This window comes from Pseudoalteromonas lipolytica, assembly GCF_001306915.1.
Taxonomy (GTDB): domain Bacteria; phylum Pseudomonadota; class Gammaproteobacteria; order Enterobacterales; family Alteromonadaceae; genus Pseudoalteromonas; species Pseudoalteromonas simplex.
The window spans coordinates 84,807-111,721 of record NZ_LJTC01000013.1; the positions used below are offsets into that span (position 1 = coordinate 84,807).

Genomic DNA, 26,915 nt, shown 5'->3' on the forward strand with positions numbered 1-26,915 from the left:
TATATTGATAGTTCGGGGCTTTGTCGTTATTTTAGGTGCGTAGTTTGATTATTAGTCAATAACTAAAACCACAAGGAATAACGATGAAGCACCTTTATTTTCTAGCTATTTGCCTGTTAAGCACATTTACTAGCCAAGCAAAGCAAGCTAACCCAGAGCTCACAGCATTAGCACAGCAGTACTTTAATACCATGGTTGCAACACAAGCACCTAATGCTACCAACAAAGAGCTAGAAGCTTTTTTAGCTTTATTAACTGATGATGTAGCAAACCAACATTTACCTTATCAAACAGATGATTCAAGAGAGCCAGATGGCAAAGCGATGATGCGCAAAGGCATGACTTTTTACCTTGGTGCGCACACTGAATACCAAGCAAACTTACTCGATACCTTTATTTTTAATGATTCTGCCATTGCTTTGCGTTATACCCATCATGCTAAAGGTATACATCCGCAAAACCAGCAAGAAATTGAATACACGCAAACCATTATGGATGTGCTCGAAATCGAAGATGGCAAGATAGCGGTTATTCGTAAATACCACGAATGAGCCTCGCTTAACTTTTAGCCTAATATGAGCGCTTTTATAAGCGCTTTTTTATTAAAAATACGCCTGCAATAAATTTTCTCTTTTTTCCGTATTTCAGCCTAAAATCATACTTTTTAGGCTTTATTTTGAATAAATTTAAAACTTTTTTATATTTCGGATAATAAACGTAAGAACAGTGGGTTAGCTTAACTTACGAGTGTAGCTTTGCGGTTGTTTACAATTTGTCAACCTTGAATTGCCATGCTCATTACCTTAACCTTTATTTTAATTGAACGTTCAATCAATAAAAAATTATGCCGAAAGTTGGAATGGAACCTGTTCGTCGTCAGCAGTTAATTGACGCCACAATAGAGTCGGTTGCAGAGCTTGGTTTGCAAGGCACCACCATAAATAGCATTAGTAAAAAGGCGGGCTTATCGTCTGGCATTATCAGTCATTATTTTGGTGGTAAGCAGGGCTTAATTGAAGCCACTGTGCGTTATTTATTGACCAGCTTAAAGCAAGCTCTGATGAACCAAGTAACGCCGCAGACCAGCCCTGAGCAACGATTAATGTTTATCGTTGAAGCAAACTTTTCGCGCATTCAGCAGCAAAGCAATAACACCAAAACTTGGTTGAGCTTTTGGGCGCATTCAATGCACGACGCCCAGTTGCATCGCTTACAAAACGTAAATAGTAAACGTTTATTTAGTAACTTATTAAGCTCATTCAAACAGTTAATGAGCGATAGTGATGCCAACTTAGCCGCTGAGTTAAGTGCAGCCATGATCGATGGTTTATGGCTAAGAGCTGTATTAAGTAAGTCAGACCAAGATCAATTCGAACATTGTGAGCAATTAGCTAAAGACTACATTCGTTCACTGATAAAACAGTATGGAGCCTAAAATGACCACACCTGTTTACGAAAATTTTATTAATGGCCATTTTTTAAAGAATCAAACTGGCGATACCTTTGCGGTTAAGAACCCTGCAACGGATGAAGTGATTTATCACGTTGAAATCGCTGATGAGTTTATTCAAAACGCGGCAATCGAAAGCGCAAAACAAGGGTTTGCAGCATGGTCTGCAATGACGCCAATTGAGCGTAGCCGTATTTTATTAAAAGCCGTGGCAATCTTACGCGAACGTAACGATGAACTGGCAAAAGTAGAAGTACTTGATACGGGGAAGCCTTGGCAAGAAGCCGAGTGTGTCGATGTTGAAACAGGCGCCGATGTTATCGAATATTTTGCTGGTCTTGCGCCTGCACAAGTGGGTCAGCAACAAATGGTTGGCAATGACTTTTACTACACACGTAAAGAGCCTTTAGGTATTTGTGCAGGTATTGGTGCATGGAACTATCCACTGCAAATTGCGTGTTGGAAATCAGGCCCAGCACTGGCTGCGGGTAATGCGGTTATTTTCAAACCTTCTGAAGAAACACCACTTGGTGCAATTAAACTTGCAGAGATTTTCATCGAAGCGGGTGTACCTGCTGGCGTATTCAACGTTGTGCAAGGCGCTGCTGAAGTAGGGCAATGGTTAACAGCAAACCCAAATATTGAAAAAGTGTCTTTCACTGGTGAAGTAGGCACAGGCAAAAAAGTAATGGCAAGCGCTGCTGGTTCACTTAAAGATGTGACCATGGAGCTTGGTGGTAAGTCACCGTTATTAGTATTTGATGATGCCGATGTATCACAAGCTGTTAGTGCGGCAATGTTAGGTAATTTTTATACGCAAGGCGAAATTTGCACTAACTGTACGCGCATTTATGTGCATAAAAATGTTTATCAGCAGTTTATTGATGAGCTGAAAACACGCACTGAGCAAAATATTATTGCTGGCGACCCAATGGATCCGGAGGTGAATTTAGGGGCGCTTATCTCTAAAAAACACCAAGAGCTTGTACTTGGCTATATCGATAAAGGTATTCAAGAAGGCGCAACCTTGCTAACCGGTGGCAAGGCTCTGTCACCTGCATCTGCACCAAACGGTTACTTTGTTGAACCGACCGTTTTTGTCGACTGTAAAGACGACATGACCATAGTTAAAGAAGAGATCTTTGGCCCGGTAATGAGCGTGTTGGTGTTTGATGATGAAGATGATGTTATTCAGCGTGCAAACGATACCCACCTTGGCTTAGCCGCAGGCGTGTTCACTAAAGATATTCAGCGTGCACACCGCGTGATCCATCAATTACAAGCCGGTATTTGTTGGATAAACAGCTATGGTAATTCACCTGCAGAAATGCCAGTAGGTGGTTATAAGCAATCAGGAATCGGCCGTGAAAACGGTATCGAAACCTTAGATCACTATACCCAAACTAAATCGATTTATGTGGGTATGAGCAATATAGAGAGTCCATTTTAATGAGTACGCAGAACTATGATTACATCATAGTCGGTGCTGGCTCAGCAGGCTGCGTGTTGGCAAACCGACTATCAGCAGACCCTTCTAATAAGGTGTTATTACTTGAAACGGGCGGTAGTGATAAAAGCATTTTTATAAAGATGCCTACCGCGCTATCAATCCCAATGAATACCGACAAATATGCATGGCAATTTCATACCGAGCCAGAGCCATATTTAGATAACCGCCAGATGCACTGCCCGCGAGGTAAGGTGTTAGGTGGTTCATCATCGATTAACGGCATGGTGTATGTACGCGGTCATGCCAAAGATTTTGATGAGTGGCAGCAACACGGCGCTAAGGGCTGGGATTACCAAGCATGCTTACCGTACTTTAAACGTGCTGAATCATTCTACTTAGGTGGTAACAGTTACCGTGGCGATAACGGCCCATTAGGGGTTAATAACGGTAATGAAATGGCTAACCCGCTTTATAAAGCCTTTATCAAAGCGGGCCAACAAGCAGGTTATGCGCAAACTGATGACTACAATGCAGCCCAGCAAGAAGGTTTTGGGCCAATGCATATGACGGTAAAAGACGGCGTAAGAAGCTCTGCTAGCCGTGAGTATTTAGACCCAGTTAAGTCACGTAAAAACTTAACGCTAGTCACTGGCGCCTTAGCTGAAAAAGTATTGCTCGAAGGCAAAAAAGCCGTTGGTGTTGAGTATTCAGTGTCTGGCTCTAAGCAGCAGGCATTTGCAGCAAAAGACGTTATTTTAAGTGCGGGCCCAATTGGTTCACCGCATATTCTGCAATTATCAGGTATTGGTGATAAAGACATCCTGAGCGAAGCGGGGGTTGAGGTTAAACATCACTTACCAGGTGTTGGCCAAAACTTACAAGATCACTTGGAGTTTTACTTCCAATATAAGTGTAAGCAACCAATTACTTTAAACGGCAAATTAGGCCTTGTTTCAAAAGGGCTAATTGGTGCTCGTTGGTTATTAAATCGCTCAGGTTTAGGGGCGACGAACCATTTTGAATCATGTGCATTTATTCGCTCAAAACCGGGTGTTGAATGGCCAGATATTCAGTATCACTTTTTACCAGCTGCAATTCGTTATGACGGTAAAAGTGCCTTTGATGGTCATGGTTTCCAAGTTCATGTTGGGCATAACAAACCAAAAAGCCGTGGTGCAGTAACGATTAAGTCGGCGGATCCACAGGTTGCACCTAAGATCCAATTTAACTACTTACAGCATCAAGATGACATTGAAGGCTTTAGAGCTTGCGTGCGTCTAACTCGCGAGATTATTGAGCAAAGTGCGTTTGATGAGTATCGCGATGGTGAAATTCAACCCGGTAAAGATGTTCAAAGCGATGAAGAAATCGATGCGTTTGTTCGTCAAGCGGTTGAGAGTGCTTACCATCCGTCATGTTCGTGCAAGATGGGTGAAGACGAGATGGCCGTGGTTAACTCGCAAACTCAAGTACACGGTATCGAAGGTTTACGGGTTGTAGATTCATCTATTTTCCCAACCGTTCCAAACGGTAATTTAAATGCGCCAACCATTATGGTGGCAGAAAAAGCGGCGGACCACATTTTAGGTAAGCCTGTGTTATCGGCATCAACTGCAGATGTTGCTATGGAAAAACAATGGCAATCAACGCAGCGTAGTTCGGAGATCTAATAAGGCCACCCGCAGTTTCGGCTGTGGGGCTTGCAGTGGCGCGCATCACGAGTTGTTTGTGATGCGTTAATGCGAGGAATAAAACTGGAGAAACAATGAAGTATTATTACTTATTTTGGGGGGGTAACTATGACCTTTTGGCTTAGTGCTGGCATCATTTTTACCCTGTTAGCAATTGCGGTTATTTTATTTAAATGGGGTACGGTAAGGTGTGTTGGCGTCACACCGGTTAGAACGTTTACGTTCATTGCAATTTTATTTACATCGGGCCTAGATGTTGGCTTGATTATGTTTCCACTGACAGAGTTTGCAGGTTATGCAGACATAAAAGCAAGCCCAGAGTATGCGTTTGCCAATCCATTAGCCATCGAGTTTGGTTTTTGGGGCTTCTTGATCTGGGGATTTTATTTCCTTACGTGCTTTTATTTCTGTGTAATAGAACCCAAAGTAAAATTCTTTGAAATTGCTTGGGTAAAACTAATTAATAACATCGTTATTATTGGTACATGCGCATTTACTGCATTTTTACTGCTGTCGAATTTACCTTGGTATTTGCCGTCGCTTGGTGATGGTGAGTCAATTATTCCGACATTCTACTTAATGGTGTTTGCAGCGATTTGTTTTGCTGTGTATTCGAGCACAGACATTAAGTATGTACGCTTTTTAAGCATTTCTACTACTTGGTTGTTTATCGCTTTAATCGCATTTATGTGGTTCGGTGCCTTTGTGGGTTCTGATGCACAAACATCAGCATTTGTTGATAACCTTGCGTTAATTGGCAGCTACTTTGGCAACATCAATGAGTTTGTATTACCACTAAATGATTACCATGCCTTCTACCTGTTTTGGTGGTTTGCTTGGAGCATTATGATTGGTCAATTTACTTCGCGCTTTGTGGGTGGTTTAAAAACTTACCAAGTACTGGCAGCTATGTTGATTTTCCCGTCTATTCCAATCGCTATCTGGTTTAGTGTTTTGTATCAATACCATGAAGCGGGTATTGCAACTGCAGGCCTGAAAAACATCGCTATGGTGTTTGTTGGTGTGGTGTTTGTGATCAACTCACTTGATTCTTTGATCCGTTTATACACAGATAACCTAAACTTAACGGTGAAACGTTTAGGTAAATTTAATTATATTGCCTTAAATGTGGTGGCGCTTTCATTGTTAACCCTGCTGTTTAAGTTCGACTTTTTACAGATCCAATGGGTTGGTGCGCTCGTTATTGCATTATTTTTCGGCTGTGCTGCGTTTATTGGCTACAGCAAGTTAAAAACAGTGAAAAATATCGAAGGCTCACCAAAAGACAATAAATTAGATTACACAAAAATAGAAACAGTTAGCTAGGGGAAACCAACATGACAACAAGACAAACAGTATTAGCAGCAGCGTTGCCATTGGCATTACTATCGACATCAGCCATGGCTGACTTATCGACTACGGTTACATTGGCATCAGATTACACCTTCAATGGTGTAAGCCAGACTCAGAATGATCCTGCAATTCAAGGTAGTTTAGATTACGCCTTTGCCGATTCAGGCATGTATGTAGGTACTTGGGCTTCAAATGTAGATTTTGGTGAAGGTACTGACATTGAGTGGGATGCTTATTTTGGTAACTATGCTGAGTTAACTGACGCCCTTAGTGTTGATTATGGTATTGCTTATTACTCTTACCATGGTGAAGATTACTCAAGCGACGGTAATTATTTTGAGACTTATGCAAAGTTTGGCTACACCAATAGTCTGGGTTTCACAGAACTTAACTTTTGGTACGCTTGGGATTATTTCGGTACCGATGCTGGACATGTAATTTCTATGCTTGCGCATACCTTTGAAATTGCCCCAAATCATGCAATTCGTGCCAGTTTTGATGTATCTAACTCATTAGATGGCAATAAGTTTGCTTGGGATGGTAATGATAAGTCATACAACCATTATCGTTTAGCCTATCAAACAAGCTTTGCAGGTTTTGATTTTGAGCTTGCTGGCGAAAATACCAGCCTAGACTGGGATACCGCAGACGAGCGTATTGTTGCGTCTATTTCACGTAGCTTTGATTTATAAGTAGCGTTTTATAGTACGGCTTTAATAAAACGGCTAACCTTCGTTAGCCGTTTTTTTATGCTTAGAATATGGGTATTAAATCTCTTCGCCTTCGTGTTGCATCGCTAAATCATCAAGCTCTGCAAGGGTGTAATCAAAGCCACTATTATCGACTTCGTAACGTATTTTCACGCCATAACCACCTTGGCAAAGACTCGCAGTGACCTTAGCCACTGACCAATGCTTAAGCTTGTTTAAAAACCGATTGGCGGTTTGCTGTGAGTCAAAGCGATAACTGACTTGCGATTCCATCTCTTTTCTAGCCTAAAATTTTTTCGAGAGTGTATGAAATTGCTCTGTTTAAATCAATTGCTCATTGAAAAACGCCAATGTGCGTTGCCATGACAGCTCCGCCTGTTTTTCATCATAACGAGAGGTAGAGTCGTTATGAAAACCATGATTTGCCTGTTCATACATATGCATAGTATAAGGCACTTGATGTGCTTTTAAGTCGCTCTCGTATTCTGGCCACGTTGCATTAACGCGTTTATCAAATTCAGCTAAGTGTACAAGTAGCGGGGCTTTGATATTTTGTCTGAGTTCTTTAACGGCTGGAGTGCCGTAATAGGGCACGCCCGCATTGATTAGTTTGCTATCAACGGCTGCTAGGTAGTTAACCATATAACCACCAAAGCAAAAGCCTACCGCACCGAGTTTGCCATTACTATTTGGGTGTCTTTTTATGTATTCAGCTGCGGCAATAAAGTCTTGTTGGATTTTTTCTTTATCCATAGAGCGCTGCATTGCGCGACCTTCATCGTCATTGCCAGGGTAGCCACCAAGAGGGTGTAATGCATCTGGCGCAAAGGCAATAAATCCAGCTTTGGCAAGGCGGCGAGCAACATCTTTAATATAAGGGTTTAAGCCTCTGTTTTCGTGGATCACTAACACTAATGGGTGCTTACCCGTTAAATTAGCAGGTTCGACTAAATAACCTTTACCTTCGCCGTGACCTTTAAACGAGTCAAAGGCTTTATAGCTGGCTTTGATATCAGGGTCATTAAAGGACACTTGCTCAGCTAATGCGTAGTTTGGCAGTAAAGCGCTACTTAGCATTGCCATTGAATAACCAAGGGCGACTAAGCCACCTAGCTTTTTCATAAAGGTACGGCGGTCCATCAAGCCATGGGCGTATTCATCGTACCAATCGAAAGCTTCTTGGGGAATGTGATTGTGGCGTTGCTCAGTCATACTTATATCCTTTAAAAACGAGTTAGGTTTATAACTTTAGCTGAAATATCAGCGATTAACAGCCAGTTGCTTTGTTTGTATTACCATATCCATAAAGCGGCGCTGCCAAATAGCCTTAAAGGCTTTGTTAAATAGGTATAAAAATATTAGCGGCATTAATAACAGCTTTAAAATTAGTAGAGACAAGATATTCAAAAAGTCGATGAATAAGTCTTCGACGGCTGCCACCATGTTGCTAATGCCAGAGGTGACGGTATCGATAATTTTGCTCACTTGCGATGATTGGTCTTGGTTAAGTGATGCATTTAAGTTTTCTAGTTGTTCGTTTAAGGCGTCTTTGTCTAGGTTCAGCTGTCTTTGCTGGTTTAGTACCGCATTAAACTGCGCTGTTAATTGCTGCTTTTTATCAAGTAATGGCTTGGCTTGTTCAAGCTCAGTAAAGGTCAGTCGCTCAGACAAGCTGCGAGTTGCTTGAATCGCTTCTATTTGGCTATCGACCTCTGTTAGCTTAACTTTGAGTTCTGTCGCTTGCTGGTGGTTCTTAATCTGCTGCTCATTTAATAGAGAGAGCTTGTCGAAGATGGTTTGTTTTTCACTATCGACCTCGGCCTTTAGCTTGGCAGATAAGGCCGAGGTATTATTTGCACTGCTATTCACTGTCTCGACTTTCTCGCTCACCAGCTCACTTTGCTGGTTAATTTGCTCATCTAAGAATATCTGGCTGACGAGGCCTGTTGTCAGCACCACCGCAGGCACTAAAAAGCGAATTAAAATCAGGCTTGCCATAATCTTATGACGTAAGTTAGGTAAATAGTTACGCCATTCACAGATAAAGTAAGCGACGACCGAAACAGTAAAAACACCACTAAAAATAACCCCAGAAGAAATGGTGTATAAAATGCGCTGTAAAAATAACGAGCCTATTGCAAGGCGCATAGCATCCGACATGTATTCAGCTAGGTCATTTACTGGGTCGAGTAGTTGTGCAGGTTGAATACTGGCAATACCAATGCCCACTTCGGCTGATTGCAATAGCGATATAGCAGCATTAACTGTACGAGATGAAGCATACACTAGGGTTGATTGTACAAGGGCGCTGTCGATAAAGCGCATAATGAAATGGTTATAATGCTCTAGCCAACAAAGAAGTAGCAGTATTGTAAGAGATAAATACTTGATAATATGTTGTTTAGTTAGCATAACGCCCCCGACAGTTAGTACGTTTCTTCACGCTACACTATTCATAGCCGTTGAAGCAATCTAATAGGATTGAATTATTTTGCCGATTAACTGTCTATGAATTGCTATTCATCGCTTTAGAGGAAATATGAAAGAACCTGCATCAATTGGCCAGTGCTGTATTGAAGATTTAGATCCCGTGCAAGACTTAGGTCGCTTAGTCTCTTATTTACGTTCAAATCTGGTGACTCATCTTGATAATGCGTTAGAGGATAAAGAGCTAACCTCGGCTCAGTACATCGTGGTTGTGCTACTTGCACGCGGTAAAGTAAATACCTTGGCTGAGCTTTGTGAGCACATGGTGTATGACCGTGGTGCCATGAGTCGATTACTTTCTCGTTTAGAAGACAAGGGCTTAGTTGCTAAGAAGCAGTCAGTTGAAGATCGCCGTTCAACTCTTTTATGCCTCACAGAAAAAGGCCAACAGCTCTACCCGGAAATTTTACCCACTGTAAATGATATCTATCGCAAAGCACTCACAGGCTTCTCTGATGATGAGCAAAAGCAACTCGCAAGCTTACTATTTAGAGCAATTCATAATTTAAAAGCATAAATTTCTCTAAGCGGTACATTGTCGCTGTAGATGCATTTTGATAATATAGTTGCCTAGGCATTTAATTTTAACAAGTCCGGGTTGTTATGTTTGAATCATCTTTGCTTGCGCAGCTTCACGCTCAATTTCCAGCTCATCAATTTAGCCCAGAAGGTTTGTCGGTTGTTCACACAGGCCGCTTTGCCAATGCCATTGTTTATCGTTATAAAGACGCGCAATTTGATCTAATTATTAAAGACTTTCAGCACAGCCCGTGGTGGGTGAGAAAAACCATCGCGCCGCTATTTATCAATCAAGAGTACAAGGGGCTGGCACGCCTGCAAGACGTAGACGGAGTGGTCGATAACTTTTGTCGTTTGTCATCAATTGCCATCGCTTATGATTTTATTGAAGGCACGCCACTTCGCCAGCTTGCCTTGCAACAGCAGCATTTACCGGGTGATTTCTTTAAAGAGTTTGAGCGTTTGGTAGCAAAAATGCATCGCCGCGGGGTGGTGCATCTGGATTTACGTAATTTGGGAAATGTGATTTGTTCAAAAGATGGCAAGCCTTATATTATTGATTTTCAGTCAGCGATTCGCTTTGCACGCTTTCCGCGCTGGTTACAGCGTTTTATGCGTGGTGCCGATATGAGTGGGGTTTATAAGGCGTGGCAGAAGTTAGCCAAAGACTCGTTACCGCAAGCAAAGGCGGATTATTTGCATGACTTTAATCATGTGCGTAAGCGTTGGATTTTTAAAGGTTATCCGATTCAACGTGCCTATTTGTGGTGTAGCGGAGCAGTTACTCAGATTCTTAATTCTGAATTTGTTCGCAGTATATTAGATAGATTGTAAAAAGCGCGCTTGCACGCGCTTAGTGGGGAGAACTAGTATTTAGGCCAACCGTTTGCATCCCAATTCAGGGTGCTGATGAGCAATTTAGGGGTGCCATTGTCACCTGCATCATAGGCATGACGAACAATCACATCGGTATTTAAAATGTCTTGTCCCCCTGGACCTACCCATTGGCTGTTACCCGCATCTAGAATGCTACCGCCGCTAGCTAGCATGTCGGTGCCATTTTTATCTAGGTATGGGCCGCGAATGTCACTAGAGCGACCATATGCAATACGGTAAGTACTATTCGTGCCATCACAGCATTTGCCAACTGAAACAAACAAATAGTAATAGCCTTGGCGATACACTATGGTAGGCGCTTCGATGCCACCAGAGCGACTTGCTAAAGAGTAGATTTGACCAAATGGTTTCATGGTCATTGGGTTAATACGCGTTAGTTTAATACCCGAATTCCATGAACCAAAGGCAAGCCAAGGTGCACCATCTTTTGCCACCACAAGATCAGGGTCAATGGCGTTATAATTATTGCTATTGGTCGTGTTAATGACTAAACCATCATCACGCCAATCACCGGCTGCTACACTGCTTGCTGATGTAAGGCCAATAGCGCTAACACGTGAACCAAAGGTCGAAATCGAATAATAAAGCCAGCTACGACCATTGTAGCTTTTTAATTCAGGCGCCCAGACATCAATTCCATCATGATCTGGCACATAGTTGCTCCACCAGCTTAAACCATTTGAGAAAATCGGTTGCGCATCATTCCAATCTACACCGTTACTTGAATATTTACCGTAGATACCAGGGCCTGTTTGAAAAACCCACCAAGTGCCATTTTCATAGCCAAGGGTAGGATCGTGGGTGACTAAATTACCAGTAAGTGGCCAGTGATCTGCTGCGCCATTGGTTGTGGATGGATCCCAAGGGGTTGATTCAACATTAGCAAGCTTGGTTAGCTGCCACTGCTGTGCATCGCTGCCGTTGTAGCTCCACTGGCTAATATTTGCGCCATCGTTGCCATCAAAAGCATAAAGGTCGAGTGCCTTACCACTGTGATCGTTAATGAAGCTGTAATAGCCGCTACCTTCATCATTAATTTGCCAGTGTTGGCTGGCAACATCAGCATACTCATATTGCACCACATTACCGCCATCAGCAGTCGAGAAGTCAAACACTTCGAGGGCTTTACCACTGTTTAAGTTAATAACCGAATAGTTGCTGCCACCTATGTTAGTGATTAACCAGCGCTGGGTGTCGTGATTAGTGTCAGCCCACTGACTAACATTCGCACCATCGTTGGTTTGCGCGCTGGCTACTTCAACAAATTTAGCACTGTACTTTGATTTAATGGTGTATACGCCATTATCAATCGCATAAGCATTGGGCAGTATGAGTGTTGCTGCCAAGCTGAGTGCAGCTAGGGCTTTTTTTGAAAGTATCATTTTGTCTCCAAATCATTGTTATTGAGCTTTCCTTGTGTGTTCTGCTCCTTGGATGAGTTTTGATCAACACCAATTAATTAAGAGTAATGGTGCAAATGAAAACCATTTATAATACTTTATTATATTATTACCTTTGTAAAGGTTAATGGTAAAAATAATTAACAAAAATTTTACCTTCAACTGTTTTGGAAGGGACTTTAGTGTTTAGCTGAGATACAAAAAAGCCACTCAGTGAGTGGCTTTTCGGATGTTATTGAGTAATAAACTGGCTGGGAATATCCCATTTGAGGGTATGCAGTTGGCCTTGCCAAGTTTGGATGGTGATCCACAGTTTATCATCTGCTGATATGGTTTTAGGAGCTATTGCGTGGGCGTGCTGACCATGATTGGTGCCATGCATTATGCCTTCTTCATCTTTAGCAAACTCCGTTAGTGCTAAAGGCGCTTGGCCAATATTTAAATACGCCTGTCGAACATTGCTTATGTCACCTTGATTAAAGGCGATAAAGAAATCCTTCACATACTCATTGTGGTGTGAGTACGGGGCATCTTCATTTAGCGGCATCGGGGCGATTTTAAATTCGCCCGCTTGTTGCTCTTGCCAAAGTGCAGGAAACTGAGGGTTTAATGACTGATAAATAAACCATACAGGTAAAGCCAGTACCACAGCATGTAAAACATACTTTTTACGTTGCCACCAAGTTGCTTGTAAACGAGCCATTAGTTTGCCTCCTGAACGTTATTCACTGGCGCTGATTGGCGCGCTTTTACAGGTTTGTTATTTACTAATTTTGCGGCGTACATCATAAAACCAGTGATCGACATACCACTTAAAATCAAACCAAAGATAAACCAAATAACCTTTGTCCACAGACCGCCAATATTACCGTAATGCAGCGGATCGGCGATATGCGAAAGGGTGAGTAATCCCGACATGGTTTCTGGGCTTTTACTTGCTGCAATTTCACCCGTCCAAGGATTGATTGAAGTTGAGTAAGCGTAGTTATCGTAGAAAATAGTATCGCCACTGCCCATGATATTAAACATGCCGCGGTTATGCTCTGGCAGCATCACATAACTAGGTTTGAAATCTGGGAATTTCTCTTTGGTAATAGCCAGTGCCGCTTTTAAATCGGTTGGCGGTGTTTGTTTATTCGCAGGCAAAGTTGAAACCGCCACGAGCGGTGCATGCTCTTCTATGTCTATTTCGTTATGCCACATGATGGCTTGCACTAAATACCACAGGCCTGTGAGTGCCATTACTGCCATAAACCAAATTGACCAAACGCCACTTAGGGTATGTAAATCTTTTAGGAAGGTTTTTTTGCCTTGGTTAAAACGTAGTTTTGGCTGACTAAATGCACGCCAAAAGTTTTTATAAATCACTAAGCCTGTTACTAGTGCACCTAAAATAACAAAAGCCATGGCGCTGACAAGATAGTAACCTACGCTGTAACCCTCTTGCCAAGGGAAGAATAGCCAGCCGTGCAGGGTACGCATAAATTCAATGAATGAGATCGTTTCATTAACCGCTTGTACTTCGCCAGTGTATTGATTGACGTAAGCCACAGCGTAAGGTTTGTCGGTATCAGTGAAAATAACCGCATTTACCAAGTAAGGCTCATAATTGAGTACACTCATTACATCGGCAGTCGGGTAGGCTTTTTCAACGCTATTAATAACTTGATCAACACCAAGTGCTGGTAAATCATTTGGGTTGTTTGCACGTGCTTCACTGTTGGTCAGCCAAGTAAGCTCATGGCTTATCACAGATACAGTGCCTGTGACGCAAATAAAGCAAAATAGCACCCATACTGGGAGCGAAAACCAACCATGTAGTTGGAACCAAAGACGTTTACTCATGGTAAAAATAGCCCGACGTTAATTGATGATAGTAATTGTTATCATTTAAATTGTACTACAATCTTTTGAGTAAACACAATCTCTGTCGACGAGCTGCAAAAAAGGCGCTTTAAGCGCCTTTATCATTAGTTTGGTTGAGGGTAACAATTCGTTGTGGGAAAGGTATTTCGATATCCGCCTCTTGAATTACTTTAAATACATTGCGGTTCACCGCTAATTTAGTCTCAATAATTTTGGTGGTTGGCACCCAAAAGCGATAGCTCAAGGTAACACCGCTCTCAGCAAAGCGCTCGATACCGACTTGTGCATGAGGAGAATCACTAACTAGCTCATGATCGTTTAGCACCTTTTCGATAAGCTCAATTGCAAGGTCTGCATTGGCATCATAAGCGATGTCTATTTCACCTTTAACTAACGAATAGCTAAACGAGTTATGTATAATTTCGCCAACAATATGTTTGTTAGGAATGGTGATTTCGACTTTTTCTTCGTTAATCAGAATAGTGTGACCAAGTTCAATGGTTTTAACTTGCCCACTGACGCCTTTTACTTCGATGGTATCGCCAACAACAAATGGCCTTGTTGCAATGATAGCAAGGCCCGCACCGTAGTTTGAAAGCATGCCTTGCATTGCTAAACCAGCACCTAAAGATGCGGCACCAATGGCAGCGACAAATGGGGTCACGCTAATGCCAATTTTGCCAAGGGCAATAACTAAGAACATAATGATCAGCAATACTTTGATGACATTGCTGACAAAGTTGGTGAGGGTAATATCGATATTGTGACGCTGCATGAGGCCAGCAACCATGTTCGATACTTTTTGCGCAATCCATAGGCCAATAAATAGAATTAAGATAGCACCTAAAATTTGCATACTGTAGGTGACCAAATATTCCATAATCAGATTGTAGTATTTTTCGACTTGCTGAATTTCTGAGTCAATCATGTGTTTTCCTAACAAGGTTACTGCGAATTCTGACTATACCAGAACATGCTGAATAACAGGATAGAGTATCGGCACTATTATCGCGCTGAGAAGCGCACTTAATGCCATCGCCACAGAGGCAAAGGCACCGGCTTTTGGCTGATCACTAATCAGTGATGCTGTGCCAATGGCATGGCAAGCAGTACCAATAGCAACACCTTTTGCTTGGGCATTGCGAATATTTATCAGCGAGAAAATCAAATTACCAAATATTGCCCCAAGTACGCCAATAAAAATCACCATGGCTGCCGCTAAAGAAGGTATGCCGCCTAGCGACTCTGTTACTAACAAGGTGATGGGGGTTGTTACAGATAAACTTGCTAAAGATGCGCTTAACTGTGCTGGGGCTGCAAAAAAATAACAAATAAGCGACGCGACAAAGGTGGCATTGATCACCCCTAAACTACAACTTATGAGAATTAGCAGCAGGTTCTTTTTGACATGGATAAATTGCTGATAAAGCGGTAAAGCCAATGCCACAATGGCAGGCTCAAGCAACCAGCTTAGAACTTTACTGTGCTCGGCAAAAGGCTCATAGGGGAGCTTCAGTGCCACTAACAACGCTGCAATTAACACAATTGCCCAGCACACAGGGTTACTAAGCGCTTTAACAGTGGCGTGCTGGGTTTTCGTGTTTAAAAATCGCAGTACTAAGAAAAGTACAATAATAAGCGGGACGCTGAGCCACCATAAACTAACTGTCATTTTCACGGCCCTTAAAATAGGCGATAACAGCGCCTATGATTAAAACACTACTCAGTGGCACGACTATAAAAATAGTCAGTAATAAAGGCCAGTTCTGTGAAATTAAACCCAGATGTTCAATAATACCAACCCCTGCAGGGATGAAAAACAACGGCATGTAATTAAGTAAAGGGCTGGCTGTTGGTTTTAAATGCTGTTCTTTAACGAGGCCTGTTAACAGTAGCACGAGCAGTAACACCATACCGAGTAATGGAGCAGGGAATGAGCTTTGAAGCAAAGTCGTTAAAAACTTGGCAACGGCTAAGCAGGTAAGAATAATAACGCTACTGATAAGGTATTTCATAAGTCAGGATAATTGCGAATAAAGTACAATTACATCATACCCTTGTCAGTTGTACTATGCGACTTTAGCTTACCATGATTTGGCATTATTAAACTTGATATCCTCTGCGCCTTTCGCTTTTGCTATCGCTTTTTTAGTATTTGGATTCATCAGTAAGCGAATTTGACTCCAGGTTTCTTTAGCGAGAATCTTGCGCTGCTGTGAGCGAAAGCTTTGCTGTGTGATTCGTTTAATTGCAGCAAGGGTATCCGGCGAGCGCGCCATGAGGGTTTCTAGTACAGCATCGGTTTGTTTATCAACGTCATCAGTAAGTTGTGTAACTAAGCCATATTCTTTAGCGTCTTCAGCCGAGACAGGACCTGCATGACTTGCCAACCAAAGTGCTTGGTCACGCTTCATTAAACCTGCAAGCACCACGTTAGCCCCCATATCAGGGCATAAGCCCCACCGGGCTTCCATGATCGCTAATTTAGCGTTTTTATCGACGATGCGATAATCAGCGCCGAGTGCGATTTGCATACCGCCACCAAAGCAGTGTCCGGTTACTTTTGCTATCACCGGAATACTTAAGTCTTGCCAACCTAGCACCACTTTTTGCGCTAGATTTTGGTTTCCTGGTAACCATTTGAATAAAAGCTTGATGATATTGCTTGGCTTTTTCATCACTGCAGCAACATCCAGTCCAGAGCAAAAATGCTCACCTTCTCCAGAGATAACCACCGCACGCAAGCTGCGATCACGTTTAATTTCTTTGATTACGTTTGAAAGCTCAACGAACATAGCAAAACTGAGTGCATTTTGTTTCTCGGGACGAGCAAGGCTAACCCATGCGACTTGTTGTTTTATTTCTAGTTTTATCATGGTGACTCCTCTGACCTGTTTGTTAGAGCTTACGAGTTAATTACATCTAAGTAAAGAATTGCTGATGTGTCGCAAGTAATCATTATATTTTCCAAAAATGGGTAACCTTGTCATATATTTAGTTACAAATTGGTGTATATTTTTAAAACAAAGGTGCTAGTTCGCAGCTAGCTTTGTTTTGTGATTAGTTAGATACTTTCGCAAAATCTCATGACACGACTAGACTTAGTTTTAAGTCGCGCTACTAGGAGTAAATATATGCTGATGGGCAAAACAGCTCGCATAACTAAACAATCATCTCGTTCTTTGGCTTTTGCTGCAATTTCTGTCGCATTAACAACTACATTAGTTGGCTGTTCAGATGAAAAAGCACAACAACAAACTACGCCGCCACCGGCCGTATCTGTATTTAATGTCGTCACACAGGAAGTTGGTAATTACCGAGAGTTTGTCGCGCGTACTGAAGCATTCCAAGAGGTTGCGATTAGAGCCCGAGTTGAGGGTGAACTCATTGAACGCCACTTTAATGAAGGCTCATCGGTTGAGAAAGATCAGCTTTTATTACGTATTGACCCATCTGAGTATCGCTCAACTGTTGCAGAAGTTGAAGCTGATTTAAAAAGTAAAATTGCCGCAGCGGGCGCCGCTGAAAGAGATTTAAAACGTGGTAAAGATGTGGCTGCGCAAGGTTTTATTTCGCAATCAGATCTCGATAAACTCACCACGAATTTTGAACAGGCTACAGCAGCTGTAAAAGCCGCGGAAGCTGAGCTTGAAAAAGCAAAACTTAATTTAAGCTATACTGAGATACGTGCACCGTTTGCAGGGCGCATCGGTAAAGTGAACTATGATGTGGGTAATATTGTTGGGCCATCATCTAATGAGCTTGCAGAGCTGACCGATGTTGACCCAATTTATGTAAGTTTTCAGGTTGAAGAAGCTGACTACATCTCTTATCGCCAAAATAATCAAGCACCTTCAGAAAAAGACCCTCGTGATGTGCCTATCGACTTAACTTTGCGTTTACCAAACAACTCAACTTTTGCTGATAAAGGCGAACTTGATTTTGCAGATACCAAAATTAACCGCAATACAGGCACGGTTGAGCTAAGAGCCGCTTTTGATAACCCTGATGGCATCGTTATGCCGGGTCTATTCGTCACTTTAATCGTTGAAAGTACGAATAAACAAGACTTGGCACTCATTCCTCAAGTTGCAGTGCAAGAAAACCAGCAAGGAAAGTTTGTACTCGTTGTTGATGACGAAAATAAAGTGGCTATGCGGATTGTTAAGCTGGGTCGTCGTATTAATGCAATGTGGGTGGTTGAATCTGGTTTAGAGGCGGGTGAAAAAGTCATTATTGAAGGTTTACAAAAGGTACGCCAAGGCGCTGAAGTGAAAGCTGTTGAAAAAAATGTCGATGAAACAACCGGCACTATTTCTAGCAAAGCTAACTCTTAGGAGTGAGATATGATCAGTAAAACCTTTATATCTCGCCCAAAATTTGCCTTGGTAATTTCGATTGTTATTACCATAGCGGGTTTAATTTCAATGGCCTTGCTGCCTGTGAATATGTACCCGCAAATAACCCCTCCGCAAGTACAAATTAGTGCCAATTACCCGGGGGCAAGTGCGCAAATTGTTGAAGAGTCGGTGATCCGGCCCATAGAAGAGCAAGTTAATGGCGTTGAAGATATGATGTATATCGAATCAACATCGTCGAATAACGGCACGGCCAACATAACTGTTTACTTTAAAGTCGGTACAGACACGGATATAGCCCAAGTTAACGTACAAAACCGTGTGGCACTTGCTGAAGCAGGGTTACCTGAAGAAGTTAAACGCCAAGGTGTATCGGTTAAGAAAAAGTCGAGTTCGATGCTTCTCGGTATCAACCTGTACTCTAATCAAGAAAATATCGACGCTATTTTCTTAAGTAACTATGCAACCAATTACTTAACCGAGCCACTTGGCCGTATTAATGGGGTTGCCTCTGCTGAAGTAATGGGGGAGCAAACCTATTCAATGCGCTTGTGGTTACGCCCAGATCGAATGGCATCATTAGGTTTAACTGTGTCAGAAGTTCAAGCGGCACTGCAAGAGCAAAATACCATCGTAGCCGCGGGTAAGCTGGGTGCTGCACCCTCAGCACCGAGTCAGCAATTTGAGTATTCGATTCAGGCTAAAGGGCGCTTAAAAACCCCTGAAGAGTTTGGCCAAACCATTATCCGCTCGAGCAAAGATGGTAACTTTGTGCGCTTGAATGATATTGCCCGTATTGAATTAGGTGCAGCAAGCTACAGCACAACAGCAAAGTTAAACCAGCAAGACACTGCATTCATCGTTATTTATCAGCTAACAGAAGCGAATGCGACGCAAGTAGCTGCTGATGTAAAAGCCCGTATGGCAGAGCTGGCTAAACAGCTACCTGATGGTGTTGAGTACTCAATTCCTTATGACACCACAGAGTTCATCAATCGCTCGATTGATGAAGTGGTCGTCACCCTTGTCCAAGCGGTTGGCTTGGTTATTTTAGTGGTATTTTTATTCTTACAAAATTGGCGCGCTACGCTCATTCCAACGGTGGCTATTCCGGTATCCTTGGTGGGGACTTTCGCGTTTATGATGATGATGGATTACTCCATCAACTTAATCACCTTGTTTGGTTTAGTACTTGCAATAGGTATCGTGGTCGATGATGCCATTATCGTTATTGAAAACGTTGAGCGAATACTAAAAGAAGAAAAGCTGCCAATTAAAGAAGCGGTTACCAAAGCGATGGAGCAGGTATCGGGGCCAATCGTGGCAACGACCTTAGTATTGCTTGCGGTGTTTGTGCCAGTAGGCTTTATGCCGGGAATAACCGGGGAGCTTTATAAACAGTTCTCGGTGACGATTTCATTTGCGGTACTCATTTCTTCTTTAAACGCACTGACATTAAGCCCTGCATTGTGTGCTTTATTGTTAAATGAAAAAGCCATGAAGCCGATTAAATGGTTAGCCCCATTCGAAAATATCATTACTCGTTCGACCAATGGCTACAGTAAAGTTATTAACTTTATCCTCAAACGTACCGCGAGAATGGCATTGTTTGCGGTGGTTATTTTTGCAGCTGCAGGTTGGCTAGTAAAAACAGTGCCTACAGGCTTTGTACCAGCAGAAGATCAAGGCTTTCTTTTTGTTGATGTGCAATTACCAGATGCGGCAGCTAGTGGTCGTACCCAAGATGTAATGCATAAGCTGGGCGAGATTGTAAAAAATGAACCAGCGGCAACTGACTTTATTGCGGTTTCTGGCTTTTCATTACTCGGTGGTGCGGGTTCTAATAATGCGCTTGGTATTGTGGTACTCAAGGATTGGGAAGAGCGTACCAGCCCAGAGCTTGGCTTACGTGCAGTACTAACGCGCCTGATGGGGCAGTTCTGGGCGATGCCAGATGCGCAAATCATGGCCTTTAATCCGCCTTCAATACCTGGACTTGGCACAAGCGCAGGCTTTGAGTTTAGGTTACAAGACAGTGAAGGACGCGAGCCTGCTGAACTTGCACAAGTGTTAAATGGCTTAATTTATGAAGCGAACCAGCGTCCAGAGCTGTCAAATGTTTACAGTACATTTAGAGCAAATGTGCCACAGTATTTCCTTGAAATTGACCGTAATAAGGCAAAAGCTCAAGGGGTGGCGCTTAGCGATATTTTCTTAACCTTGCAGGCGCAACTTGGCTCGTTATACATAAATGACTTTAACCAATTTAGCCGTACTTACCGCGTTATCATGCAGGCGGAAAGCCGTTTTCGTCAAAACCCAGCAGACTTACAGTACTACTATGTACGTAATGATGAGGGAGCAATGGTGCCGCTCACTACATTGGCTAAGCTGGAGCCAATTTTAGGCCCTACAAGCTTAACGCACTTTAACTTATATCGTAGTGCAAGCATTAGCGGACAACCTGCAGCGGGTTATGCCAGTGGTGATGCCATTAAAGCAATGCAAGAGCTAGCTGAGCAATTACCTACAGGCTATGTGTATGAGTGGGCTGGGCAGTCTAAACAAGAGATTGAAGCGGGTAATATGGCGCCAATCTTATTTGGCTTAGCGGTGGTATTTGTGTATCTATTCTTGGTTGCGCAATACGAAAGCTGGACAATTCCGTTTTCGGTCATTGCAGCGGTACCGTTGGCGTTATTTGGTGCCATGCTTGCGCTGTATGTGATTGGTATGGAAAACAACATCTATGCGCAGGTTGGTTTAGTGCTACTGATTGGCCTATCCACCAAAACCGCTATTTTGATTGTTGAATTTGCTATGGAAGAGCGTGCGGCAGGTAAAGGTATTTTTGAAGCGGCTCTTAATGCGGCAAGATTACGCTTTAGGGCCGTATTGATGACGGCATTGTCGTTTGTACTTGGCGTATTACCGCTGGTGTTTGCAAGTGGCGCAGGGGCTGGCAGTCGAATATCGCTCGGTATTACCGTGTTATTCGGGATGTTAGCTGCAACCATTTTTGGCACCTTGCTTGTTCCGCTATTTTATACGCTCGTGCAATCAATGCGCGAAAAGATAAAAGGCACAGCAAGTGCGGAGTAAAATCTGTTATTAATTACAAAAAAGTCAGGGCAACCTGGCTTTTTTTTTGGTAAAACTCAAAAGAGGTTTGTTATCATAGCCAGATTCAAAGCGATACACATGTGCAGAGGTTTAAGGAATGGCTGGTCCACGCTTATACAGTGAAGAAGAAGTAACTCATCAGGCTTATGATATCTTTTTAGAATTAGCGCCTGATAATTTAAGCGAGCAAGATATTGCTGATTTTAACGAGCACAGAGAAGAGCTTGGCTTTATTGAAGAAGGTGAGCCTGACGAGCAGTGGCAAGATTTTGTTGCACTAGAAATTGAACCTGAGCTATTTGTTCAAGTCTTAGTAGGACTTGAATTCGACAATCAAGATATCTTGTTTGCGAAAATTTTAATTAGCCGAGACAAAGATGCACCGTTTTGCCACATTCTTTGGAAAGATAGCGAATAACTCTCCAGCCGATGTTTGACTCTACTTTTAGTTGTTTTAATTCAATAAAACGAATTATTTTGCCCGCCCTGCTAGTTTGCAGTTGGCAGGCTTTTGCTGTTGATCCGTTTGAAGACTTTCATGAGTACGGGCAATTATCAGAAGAAGAAATCCATAAAATTCATAAAGGCGAGTTGCTGTACGGAGATATGGAGTTTGGTTTTATGGTAAGCCGCGGTAATACCAACTCAACTAGTTTCAAACTTAAAGGTAACCTTTACCAAGATTTCGAAAAGTGGCGTAACCAATTTAAGCTCGATACTTTATACAAACGTGACCGTAATGAAGAAACCGGTGATGAAGAAGTTTCTGCTGACCGTATTTTTGTATCAGGCCAAGGTAACTATAAGCTAAATGTGAAAAATGAGTCATTTTTCATTTACGGTGACTATGAGCGAGATAAGTTTAGTGGTCTTGAGTTTAAGAGCACCATAGCGACGGGTTACGGTAACCGCATTTACCAAGGTAGCAAGAATAAAGTCGATATCGATGTGGGCCCTGGTTTATACCGCTCGGTGGCTGATCAAGAGACTGCAACAGAAGAAGATGAAACAAAAACCGGTTATCTGCTTCGTCTAGCGCTGCAGTGGGAGCGTACGGTTTCTGCTCGCACTCGCTTTAATCAAGATGTCAGTTATGAACAATCATTGTCAGGGTTAAACTCGCGTTTAAAGTCAGAAACATCCCTGATCAGCAAAATTATGGGTGATGTATCACTCAAATTTACTTACATGTATCGCTATAACTCAAAACCAGAGGAAGATAAGCTCAAGTACGATTCTGAGCTGAGTGCAACCTTTGTTTATAGCTTTTAAGAGAATACTTCAGAATGTATCAACATAAACAGTACGCTATTTTTATTTTTGTTATTTTAGGCTGGATTGGCGCCTTCATTGCCTTAGCTTGGAACTTAATTGGTGCAGATATTCCTCTTATGGCGTTTAGCGCTATCTTAGTGCTGGTGGCCTTTTTGTTTCATGGTTTAACGATTAAGGTGAGCGATAAAACAGTAAGCTGGGCATTCGGTCCGGGTGTATTTGGAAAAACCGTGACTTTTGATGAGATTGAATCTGTTCGAGCGGTAAGTAATTCATTTCGTCATGGTATTGGTCTGCGTATCACCCATGATGGCTGGGTTTACAGTGTATCTGGATTTAGTGCTGTTGAATTGGCAATGAAAGACGGCACGCACTATCGCTTAGGAACCAATGACCAAGAAGGTTTACTGGCTGCGCTTAGAGAACATATTGCTGAACCTGTGACAGACGCTTCTGTGGATACAGAAGAAGTAGTCGAATAACAGATATAAAAAAAGCGCCAGTGGCGCTTTTTTTATAGTAATGGTTTAGTGGCTGTGACCACAACCACCTTCACCGTGCACATGACCATGTGCTAATTCTTCTTCAGTTGCATCGCGTACTTCAAGTACTTCAACATCAAAATGAAGGGTAATACCTGAAAGTGGGTGGTTACCATCGACAATAACGTCTTCGTCTTGAATTTCGATGATCATCACTGATTGGTCGCCAGCGTCAGTCGTAGCGCGGAACTGCATACCCACTTCAATTTCCATACCTTCAAACATTGATTTTGGTACTGCTTGCATTAGGTCATCGTGACGCTCACCATAGCCTTGCTCTGGCTCAACAGTTACGCTGAATGTGTCGCCCGCTTCTTTACCTAATAGCGCATTTTCGAGGCCTGGAATTAAGAAACCCGTGCCAACGATAAACACCAGTGGCTCGCCATCGAAAGAGTTGTCGATGGTGTTTTTGTTATTATCCAATACTGAATAATGCATTTTTACCACTTTGTTTGCTGCTACGATCATAGTCATTCCTATTTATTCATCTTCGAGAGAGTAAGGCAGAGCTTGAATAGATAACTCTACCTGAGGGAGGTGTTTAGCTCGCAAAATTTGGCCTGCTTCATTATCGTTCGGAAGCACAACAAGGCCCATTAAGGTTTGCGTTTGTTGATTATAACTTTGGCTAATAAGCTTGCCAGCACGGCGCCAGTTTTCGCCCATTTGTGTTTCGAGTTCAAGCTCGTCAAGTAAGCCTTCAGCTTTGCCCGAAACTATGTACATAGCACGTTTATTTTTGCCTAGGTATTTCATACGGGCGACAGTTTCTTGCCCTGTGTAGCAACCTTTTCTGAAACTGATACCACCAAGCGCTTGCAAGTTAACCATTTGCGGTACGTATTCGCCAATAGCGTCGCTGTTTAATGACGGCTCGCCTGCGGCAATAGCTGCCTGTTGCCATAACGCGTCATCATCAAGAGCTGTGACGTTATCAGGTAAGCTAAATTCTTCGTTGACCATAAGCAATACGCGGTTATCTGCAAGCTTTAACGCTTTACCGCCAGCAAAATCGACAGCGTTGTGCTCACTGTCAAAATTAATTGCTAAGGTTTCTAGTGTCGCTGTTAGATCATCACCTAGTAAGCCAATTAGCGGTTTTTCAGATTGCTGAATTTCTACTTGCGAAAAAACGGCGTATTTTTTTAACTCGACTAGCGATTGCTCTACCTCAGGTTTTGACCCTGCAAGGTAATAGTTATCAAGGTGTGAAAACAACCTAAACACACCCCAAAGCTTGCCTTTTGCATTACAGTGGCCAGCCCAAAGGAAGTTATCATCAGTTAATTTGTTGATATCTTGCGTAATTTGTCCGTGAAGGTAAGACAACTTATCTTTGCCAGTTAGGCTGATAAGTGAATAAGATAAAGGACATGCGTAAACAGTCGACATAAAAACCTTCTTTACGATATGAATGAGCGCTAATGATAACTTAGTTAGGGTAGCAATTTAAATAGCTGTTTATTCGATAGCAATTTGGTAAACTGCAGACAAATAAGTACGAGGTTTAAAATGACTGAAATTCACAGTAAAGAACGTATTCGTTGGGCATGCCGTCGCGGTATGTTAGAACTAGATGTTTTATTTATGCCATTCGTTGAAGAAGCGTTTGACTCACTATCAAAAGAACAGCAAGCCGTTTTTCAACGCTTACTTGAGTGCGATGATCCTGATTTATTTGCATGGTTTATGGGTCATGAAGAGTGTAAAGACCCTGAGCTAAACGGCATGGTTACGTTAATTTTAGACCGAGTTCGTGTATAGATTTACCGTTACAAATAACACCCCCGACCACAAACCCTTTGTGGTCTTTTTTTGCTTAACAGCCATTATTTCATGTTTTGCTTATCAGCATGTTATCGCTCAGCTGTTGGTTTGCTTTGCGTGCTTTTTCTTAGCCATTCTTAGTTTTAAAAAAGTCCAACAAGCACAACCTGAAAAGGGTTTTATAATTTTAGAGCAAGCAGAGCTTAGATTTGCAAACGACAAACTGAAAGTACAAGGCCAAATAACGGCTAAAAGTTATGTGTTTGCTAATTTTGTAGTGCTGAGGTTGGCTGGGTTTTATCAATCACACTGGCTGATTATAAGCTCAGCCAGTGTTGATGAAGAAAGTTTCTCGCGTTTAAAGCGCGCGATTATTGCAGTGCAGCAACCGACTTAGGCGTTAAAATTGTCGGTGTTGGATTTTCGTTTTGCTCTGGGTAATCAATCGTGTAATGAAGACCACGACTTTCTTTACGCTCAAGGGCGCTGCGAATAATAAGCTCTGCAACCTGTACTAGGTTTCGAAGTTCTAATAAGTTATTTGTCACCCTAAAGTTTGCGTAATAGTCGTGAATTTCTTGCTGCAGTAATTCAACGCGGTGAAGCGCACGTTCTAAACGTTTCGTTGAGCGTACAATACCCACGTAATCCCACATAAATAACCTTAGCTCATGCCAGTTGTGGGTAATAACGATTTCTTCGTCTGAGTTAGTTACGCGACTTTCATCCCATAATGGTAAGGCTTCAAGGGCAGGGCTTGCATCGATTTTGCTCAGAATATCTTTCGCGGCAGCATGGGCAAATACAATGCACTCAAGTAAAGAGTTGCTCGCCATACGATTAGCACCGTGTAAGCCTGTGTAAGCTACTTCGCCAACCGCATATAAGTTATCTAAATCTGTACGGCCATTAAAGTCGGTCATAACACCGCCGCAGGTATAGTGTGCAGCAGGCACCACAGGAATGGCTTCTTTGGTAATGTCGAGGCCAACACTTAAGCATTTTGCGTAGATAGTTGGGAAGTGCTCAATGATAAAATCTTTATCTTTGTGGCTAATATCAAGGTACACACAGTTCGCACCAAGGCGTTTCATTTCAAAATCGATGGCACGAGCAACAATATCGCGAGGGGCAAGTTCTTCGCGCTCATCAAAGTCTTTCATAAAGCGAGTGCCATCAGGGCGTTTTAAATACGCACCTTCACCGCGCATAGCTTCTGTGATCAAAAAGTTTTGCAGCTCTGGGTGATACAAACTTGTTGGGTGGAATTGGTTAAATTCCATATTGGCTACACGGCACCCCGCACGCCATGCCATTGCGATACCATCACCACTCGATACATCAGGGTTGGAAGTATATAAATATACTTTACTTGCGCCGCCTGTTGCCAGTGATACGAACTTGGCAGCGATAGTTTCAACTTTTTTATCTACACAATTCCAGACGTATAAGCCGTGAACATGCTTGCCTTTTTTAGCTAAGCTTTTATCTGTGATTAAATCAATGGCATTGTAATTTTCTAACAGGGTGATGTTAGGGTGTGCTTGTACTTGGCTAATTAAGGTTGTTTGCACTGCTCGGCCTGTGGCATCGGCGGCATGTAAAATACGACGATGACTATGACCACCTTCGCGAGTTAAATGAAAACGCTCTTTACCTTTTGAATCGAACTCCATATCAAAAGGTACGCCTTGCTCAATTAGCCACTTTAAACATTTTTTAGCATTGCTTGCTGTGTAGTGAACAGCATCACGGTCACATAATCCGCCGCCTGCATCGAGAGTATCTTCAACATGAGATTCAATGCTGTCATTCTTTTTATCAAATACTGCTGCAATACCACCTTGAGCATATAAGGTAGAACCCTCAGTTAATGCGCCTTTACTAAGTACTGTCACCTTACAGTGATTAGCAAGCGATAAGGCAAGAGATAGGCCAGCGGCGCCGCTGCCAATGATAGCGACATCAGTAATGTGATGTTTATTTTGGTTCATGTCTGTGGTCTTTGCGGTTACAATGCTCGG

28 protein-coding genes are annotated in these 26,915 nt (G+C 42.4%); 15 read left to right on the forward strand and 13 right to left on the reverse strand.

From position 1 onward, the window contains the following. Window positions 1–83: 83 nt before the first annotated feature. The 6 genes from AOG27_RS17605 to AOG27_RS17630 all read left to right on the forward strand — a co-directional run bounded on the left by AOG27_RS17605 (window position 84) and on the right by AOG27_RS17630 (window position 6,636). On the forward strand, window positions 84–551 hold the full coding sequence (locus tag AOG27_RS17605; RefSeq protein ID WP_054554306.1) for a nuclear transport factor 2 family protein: 468 nt from the start codon (window positions 84–86) through the stop codon (window positions 549–551). A 293-nt stretch (window positions 552–844) separates the two neighbouring features. Continuing rightward, complete coding sequence (betI, locus tag AOG27_RS17610; RefSeq protein WP_054554307.1) at window positions 845–1,435, forward strand: transcriptional regulator BetI; 591 nt, start codon at window positions 845–847, stop codon at window positions 1,433–1,435. A gap of 1 nt (window position 1,436) precedes the next feature. Continuing rightward, entirely contained in the window at window positions 1,437–2,900 is a 1,464-nt protein-coding gene (gene betB, locus AOG27_RS17615) for a betaine-aldehyde dehydrogenase (RefSeq protein WP_054554308.1), read from the forward strand. After that, window positions 2,900–4,570, forward strand: coding sequence for a choline dehydrogenase (betA, locus tag AOG27_RS17620; protein ID WP_054554309.1), 1,671 nt, complete (start codon window positions 2,900–2,902; stop codon window positions 4,568–4,570). The genes betB and betA overlap by 1 nt, the downstream gene beginning before the upstream one ends. 129 nt (window positions 4,571–4,699) lie before the next feature. After that, complete coding sequence (locus AOG27_RS17625; protein ID WP_054554310.1) at window positions 4,700–5,917, forward strand: choline transporter; 1,218 nt, start codon at window positions 4,700–4,702, stop codon at window positions 5,915–5,917. An 11-nt stretch (window positions 5,918–5,928) separates the two neighbouring features. Continuing rightward, window positions 5,929–6,636 carry a TorF family putative porin gene (locus tag AOG27_RS17630; protein ID WP_054554311.1) on the forward strand — a complete coding sequence of 236 codons (708 nt, stop codon included), beginning with the start codon at window positions 5,929–5,931 and terminating at the stop codon, window positions 6,634–6,636. A gap of 75 nt (window positions 6,637–6,711) precedes the next feature. Here AOG27_RS17630 and AOG27_RS17635 read toward each other — a convergent pair whose 3' ends face one another. Genes AOG27_RS17635 through AOG27_RS17645 form a run of 3 tightly spaced genes read right to left on the reverse strand, consistent with a single transcriptional unit; the run spans window position 6,712 to window position 9,066 of the window. Beyond that, a complete protein-coding gene (locus AOG27_RS17635; protein ID WP_054554312.1) occupies window positions 6,712–6,927 on the reverse strand; it encodes a hypothetical protein in 216 nt (71 codons plus the stop codon). Between the two features lie 48 nt (window positions 6,928–6,975). Further along, window positions 6,976–7,866 carry a dienelactone hydrolase family protein gene (locus AOG27_RS17640; protein ID WP_054554313.1) on the reverse strand — a complete coding sequence of 297 codons (891 nt, stop codon included), beginning with the start codon at window positions 7,864–7,866 and terminating at the stop codon, window positions 6,976–6,978. A gap of 48 nt (window positions 7,867–7,914) precedes the next feature. After that, complete coding sequence (locus AOG27_RS17645; RefSeq protein ID WP_054554314.1) at window positions 7,915–9,066, reverse strand: hypothetical protein; 1,152 nt, start codon at window positions 9,064–9,066, stop codon at window positions 7,915–7,917. 127 nt (window positions 9,067–9,193) lie between these two features. Here AOG27_RS17645 and AOG27_RS17650 point away from each other — a divergent pair, with 127 nt between their 5' ends. Both AOG27_RS17650 and AOG27_RS17655 read left to right on the forward strand, forming a co-directional pair. Then, entirely contained in the window at window positions 9,194–9,658 is a 465-nt protein-coding gene (locus tag AOG27_RS17650; RefSeq protein ID WP_054554315.1) for a MarR family winged helix-turn-helix transcriptional regulator, read from the forward strand. An 86-nt stretch (window positions 9,659–9,744) separates the two neighbouring features. Next, window positions 9,745–10,494, forward strand: coding sequence for an RIO1 family regulatory kinase/ATPase (locus AOG27_RS17655; RefSeq protein WP_054554316.1), 750 nt, complete (start codon window positions 9,745–9,747; stop codon window positions 10,492–10,494). Between the two features lie 32 nt (window positions 10,495–10,526). Here AOG27_RS17655 and AOG27_RS21955 read toward each other — a convergent pair whose 3' ends face one another. From AOG27_RS21955 to AOG27_RS17690, 7 genes are all read right to left on the reverse strand, one after another. After that, window positions 10,527–11,939: a family 43 glycosylhydrolase gene (locus tag AOG27_RS21955; protein ID WP_054554317.1), complete on the reverse strand. Its 1,413-nt coding sequence runs from the start codon at window positions 11,937–11,939 to the stop codon at window positions 10,527–10,529. 250 nt (window positions 11,940–12,189) lie between these two features. Beyond that, on the reverse strand, window positions 12,190–12,660 hold the full coding sequence (locus AOG27_RS17665) for a hypothetical protein (protein WP_054554318.1): 471 nt from the start codon (window positions 12,658–12,660) through the stop codon (window positions 12,190–12,192). Next, window positions 12,660–13,802, reverse strand: coding sequence for a PepSY-associated TM helix domain-containing protein (locus tag AOG27_RS17670; RefSeq protein WP_054554319.1), 1,143 nt, complete (start codon window positions 13,800–13,802; stop codon window positions 12,660–12,662). The genes AOG27_RS17665 and AOG27_RS17670 overlap by 1 nt, the downstream gene beginning before the upstream one ends. 109 nt (window positions 13,803–13,911) lie before the next feature. After that, window positions 13,912–14,751 carry a mechanosensitive ion channel family protein gene (locus AOG27_RS17675; RefSeq protein ID WP_054554320.1) on the reverse strand — a complete coding sequence of 280 codons (840 nt, stop codon included), beginning with the start codon at window positions 14,749–14,751 and terminating at the stop codon, window positions 13,912–13,914. A gap of 33 nt (window positions 14,752–14,784) precedes the next feature. After that, window positions 14,785–15,495, reverse strand: coding sequence for an LrgB family protein (locus tag AOG27_RS17680; RefSeq protein ID WP_054554321.1), 711 nt, complete (start codon window positions 15,493–15,495; stop codon window positions 14,785–14,787). After that, complete coding sequence (locus AOG27_RS17685; RefSeq protein WP_054554322.1) at window positions 15,485–15,838, reverse strand: CidA/LrgA family protein; 354 nt, start codon at window positions 15,836–15,838, stop codon at window positions 15,485–15,487. Before AOG27_RS17685 ends, AOG27_RS17680 begins: the two co-directional genes overlap by 11 nt. A 69-nt stretch (window positions 15,839–15,907) precedes the next feature. Then, entirely contained in the window at window positions 15,908–16,699 is a 792-nt protein-coding gene (locus AOG27_RS17690; RefSeq protein WP_054554323.1) for a crotonase/enoyl-CoA hydratase family protein, read from the reverse strand. Between the two features lie 264 nt (window positions 16,700–16,963). Between AOG27_RS17690 and AOG27_RS17695 the strand changes: the two genes are divergently transcribed. The 5 genes from AOG27_RS17695 (at window position 16,964) to AOG27_RS17715 (ending at window position 23,061) form a co-directional block, all read left to right on the forward strand. Further along, entirely contained in the window at window positions 16,964–18,160 is a 1,197-nt protein-coding gene (locus AOG27_RS17695) for an efflux RND transporter periplasmic adaptor subunit (protein WP_054554382.1), read from the forward strand. Between the two features lie 9 nt (window positions 18,161–18,169). Continuing rightward, window positions 18,170–21,283 carry an efflux RND transporter permease subunit gene (locus AOG27_RS17700; protein WP_054554324.1) on the forward strand — a complete coding sequence of 1,038 codons (3,114 nt, stop codon included), beginning with the start codon at window positions 18,170–18,172 and terminating at the stop codon, window positions 21,281–21,283. A 118-nt stretch (window positions 21,284–21,401) separates the two neighbouring features. Then, window positions 21,402–21,722: an HI1450 family dsDNA-mimic protein gene (locus AOG27_RS17705; RefSeq protein WP_054554325.1), complete on the forward strand. Its 321-nt coding sequence runs from the start codon at window positions 21,402–21,404 to the stop codon at window positions 21,720–21,722. A gap of 59 nt (window positions 21,723–21,781) precedes the next feature. Further along, a complete protein-coding gene (locus AOG27_RS17710; RefSeq protein ID WP_370316364.1) occupies window positions 21,782–22,576 on the forward strand; it encodes a DUF481 domain-containing protein in 795 nt (264 codons plus the stop codon). Between the two features lie 14 nt (window positions 22,577–22,590). Continuing rightward, window positions 22,591–23,061 (forward strand): hypothetical protein, encoded by a 471-nt coding sequence (locus AOG27_RS17715; protein ID WP_054554326.1) that lies wholly within the window; start codon window positions 22,591–22,593, stop codon window positions 23,059–23,061. A gap of 45 nt (window positions 23,062–23,106) precedes the next feature. Here the strand turns inward: AOG27_RS17715 and AOG27_RS17720 are convergent, their stop codons facing one another. Both AOG27_RS17720 and ygfZ read right to left on the reverse strand, forming a co-directional pair. Beyond that, complete coding sequence (locus AOG27_RS17720) at window positions 23,107–23,592, reverse strand: FKBP-type peptidyl-prolyl cis-trans isomerase (RefSeq protein WP_054554327.1); 486 nt, start codon at window positions 23,590–23,592, stop codon at window positions 23,107–23,109. 12 nt (window positions 23,593–23,604) lie between these two features. Next, complete coding sequence (gene ygfZ / locus AOG27_RS17725) at window positions 23,605–24,516, reverse strand: tRNA-modifying protein YgfZ (RefSeq protein WP_054554328.1); 912 nt, start codon at window positions 24,514–24,516, stop codon at window positions 23,605–23,607. 120 nt (window positions 24,517–24,636) lie between these two features. On the opposite strand from ygfZ, the gene AOG27_RS17730 reads away from it, so the two are divergent. Further along, window positions 24,637–24,888 carry a succinate dehydrogenase assembly factor 2 gene (locus tag AOG27_RS17730; protein ID WP_054554329.1) on the forward strand — a complete coding sequence of 84 codons (252 nt, stop codon included), beginning with the start codon at window positions 24,637–24,639 and terminating at the stop codon, window positions 24,886–24,888. After that, on the forward strand, window positions 24,881–25,288 hold the full coding sequence (locus AOG27_RS17735) for a protein YgfX (protein WP_054554330.1): 408 nt from the start codon (window positions 24,881–24,883) through the stop codon (window positions 25,286–25,288). The genes AOG27_RS17730 and AOG27_RS17735 overlap by 8 nt, the downstream gene beginning before the upstream one ends. Here AOG27_RS17735 and nadB read toward each other — a convergent pair. Then, the gene (nadB, locus tag AOG27_RS17740) at window positions 25,263–26,885 is read right to left on the reverse strand and encodes an L-aspartate oxidase (RefSeq protein ID WP_054554331.1); all 1,623 of its coding nucleotides are present in this window, start codon (window positions 26,883–26,885) and stop codon (window positions 25,263–25,265) included. The two genes, AOG27_RS17735 and nadB, sit on opposite strands and share 26 nt — an antisense overlap. Window positions 26,886–26,915: the final 30 nt, after the last annotated feature.

Excerpts from the sequence above, each read along its gene's own strand:
- AOG27_RS17605 (WP_054554306.1), top strand. The coding sequence starts at position 84 with ATGAAGCACCTTTATTTTCTAGCTATTTGCCTGTTAAGCACATTTACT.
- betI (WP_054554307.1), top strand. The coding sequence starts at position 845 with ATGCCGAAAGTTGGAATGGAACCTGTTCGTCGTCAGCAGTTAATTGAC.
- betB (WP_054554308.1), top strand. The coding sequence starts at position 1,437 with ATGACCACACCTGTTTACGAAAATTTTATTAATGGCCATTTTTTAAAG.
- betA (WP_054554309.1), top strand. The coding sequence starts at position 2,900 with ATGAGTACGCAGAACTATGATTACATCATAGTCGGTGCTGGCTCAGCA.
- AOG27_RS17625 (WP_054554310.1), top strand. The coding sequence starts at position 4,700 with ATGACCTTTTGGCTTAGTGCTGGCATCATTTTTACCCTGTTAGCAATT.
- AOG27_RS17630 (WP_054554311.1), top strand. The coding sequence starts at position 5,929 with ATGACAACAAGACAAACAGTATTAGCAGCAGCGTTGCCATTGGCATTA.
- AOG27_RS17635 (WP_054554312.1), bottom strand. The coding sequence starts at position 6,927 with ATGGAATCGCAAGTCAGTTATCGCTTTGACTCACAGCAAACCGCCAAT.
- AOG27_RS17640 (WP_054554313.1), bottom strand. The coding sequence starts at position 7,866 with ATGACTGAGCAACGCCACAATCACATTCCCCAAGAAGCTTTCGATTGG.
- AOG27_RS17645 (WP_054554314.1), bottom strand. The coding sequence starts at position 9,066 with ATGCTAACTAAACAACATATTATCAAGTATTTATCTCTTACAATACTG.
- AOG27_RS17650 (WP_054554315.1), top strand. The coding sequence starts at position 9,194 with ATGAAAGAACCTGCATCAATTGGCCAGTGCTGTATTGAAGATTTAGAT.
- AOG27_RS17655 (WP_054554316.1), top strand. The coding sequence starts at position 9,745 with ATGTTTGAATCATCTTTGCTTGCGCAGCTTCACGCTCAATTTCCAGCT.
- AOG27_RS21955 (WP_054554317.1), bottom strand. The coding sequence starts at position 11,939 with ATGATACTTTCAAAAAAAGCCCTAGCTGCACTCAGCTTGGCAGCAACA.
- AOG27_RS17665 (WP_054554318.1), bottom strand. The coding sequence starts at position 12,660 with ATGGCTCGTTTACAAGCAACTTGGTGGCAACGTAAAAAGTATGTTTTA.
- AOG27_RS17670 (WP_054554319.1), bottom strand. The coding sequence starts at position 13,802 with ATGAGTAAACGTCTTTGGTTCCAACTACATGGTTGGTTTTCGCTCCCA.
- AOG27_RS17675 (WP_054554320.1), bottom strand. The coding sequence starts at position 14,751 with ATGATTGACTCAGAAATTCAGCAAGTCGAAAAATACTACAATCTGATT.
- AOG27_RS17680 (WP_054554321.1), bottom strand. The coding sequence starts at position 15,495 with ATGACAGTTAGTTTATGGTGGCTCAGCGTCCCGCTTATTATTGTACTT.
- AOG27_RS17685 (WP_054554322.1), bottom strand. The coding sequence starts at position 15,838 with ATGAAATACCTTATCAGTAGCGTTATTATTCTTACCTGCTTAGCCGTT.
- AOG27_RS17690 (WP_054554323.1), bottom strand. The coding sequence starts at position 16,699 with ATGATAAAACTAGAAATAAAACAACAAGTCGCATGGGTTAGCCTTGCT.
- AOG27_RS17695 (WP_054554382.1), top strand. The coding sequence starts at position 16,964 with ATGGGCAAAACAGCTCGCATAACTAAACAATCATCTCGTTCTTTGGCT.
- AOG27_RS17700 (WP_054554324.1), top strand. The coding sequence starts at position 18,170 with ATGATCAGTAAAACCTTTATATCTCGCCCAAAATTTGCCTTGGTAATT.
- AOG27_RS17705 (WP_054554325.1), top strand. The coding sequence starts at position 21,402 with ATGGCTGGTCCACGCTTATACAGTGAAGAAGAAGTAACTCATCAGGCT.
- AOG27_RS17715 (WP_054554326.1), top strand. The coding sequence starts at position 22,591 with ATGTATCAACATAAACAGTACGCTATTTTTATTTTTGTTATTTTAGGC.
- AOG27_RS17720 (WP_054554327.1), bottom strand. The coding sequence starts at position 23,592 with ATGATCGTAGCAGCAAACAAAGTGGTAAAAATGCATTATTCAGTATTG.
- ygfZ (WP_054554328.1), bottom strand. The coding sequence starts at position 24,516 with ATGTCGACTGTTTACGCATGTCCTTTATCTTATTCACTTATCAGCCTA.
- AOG27_RS17730 (WP_054554329.1), top strand. The coding sequence starts at position 24,637 with ATGACTGAAATTCACAGTAAAGAACGTATTCGTTGGGCATGCCGTCGC.
- nadB (WP_054554331.1), bottom strand. The coding sequence starts at position 26,885 with ATGAACCAAAATAAACATCACATTACTGATGTCGCTATCATTGGCAGC.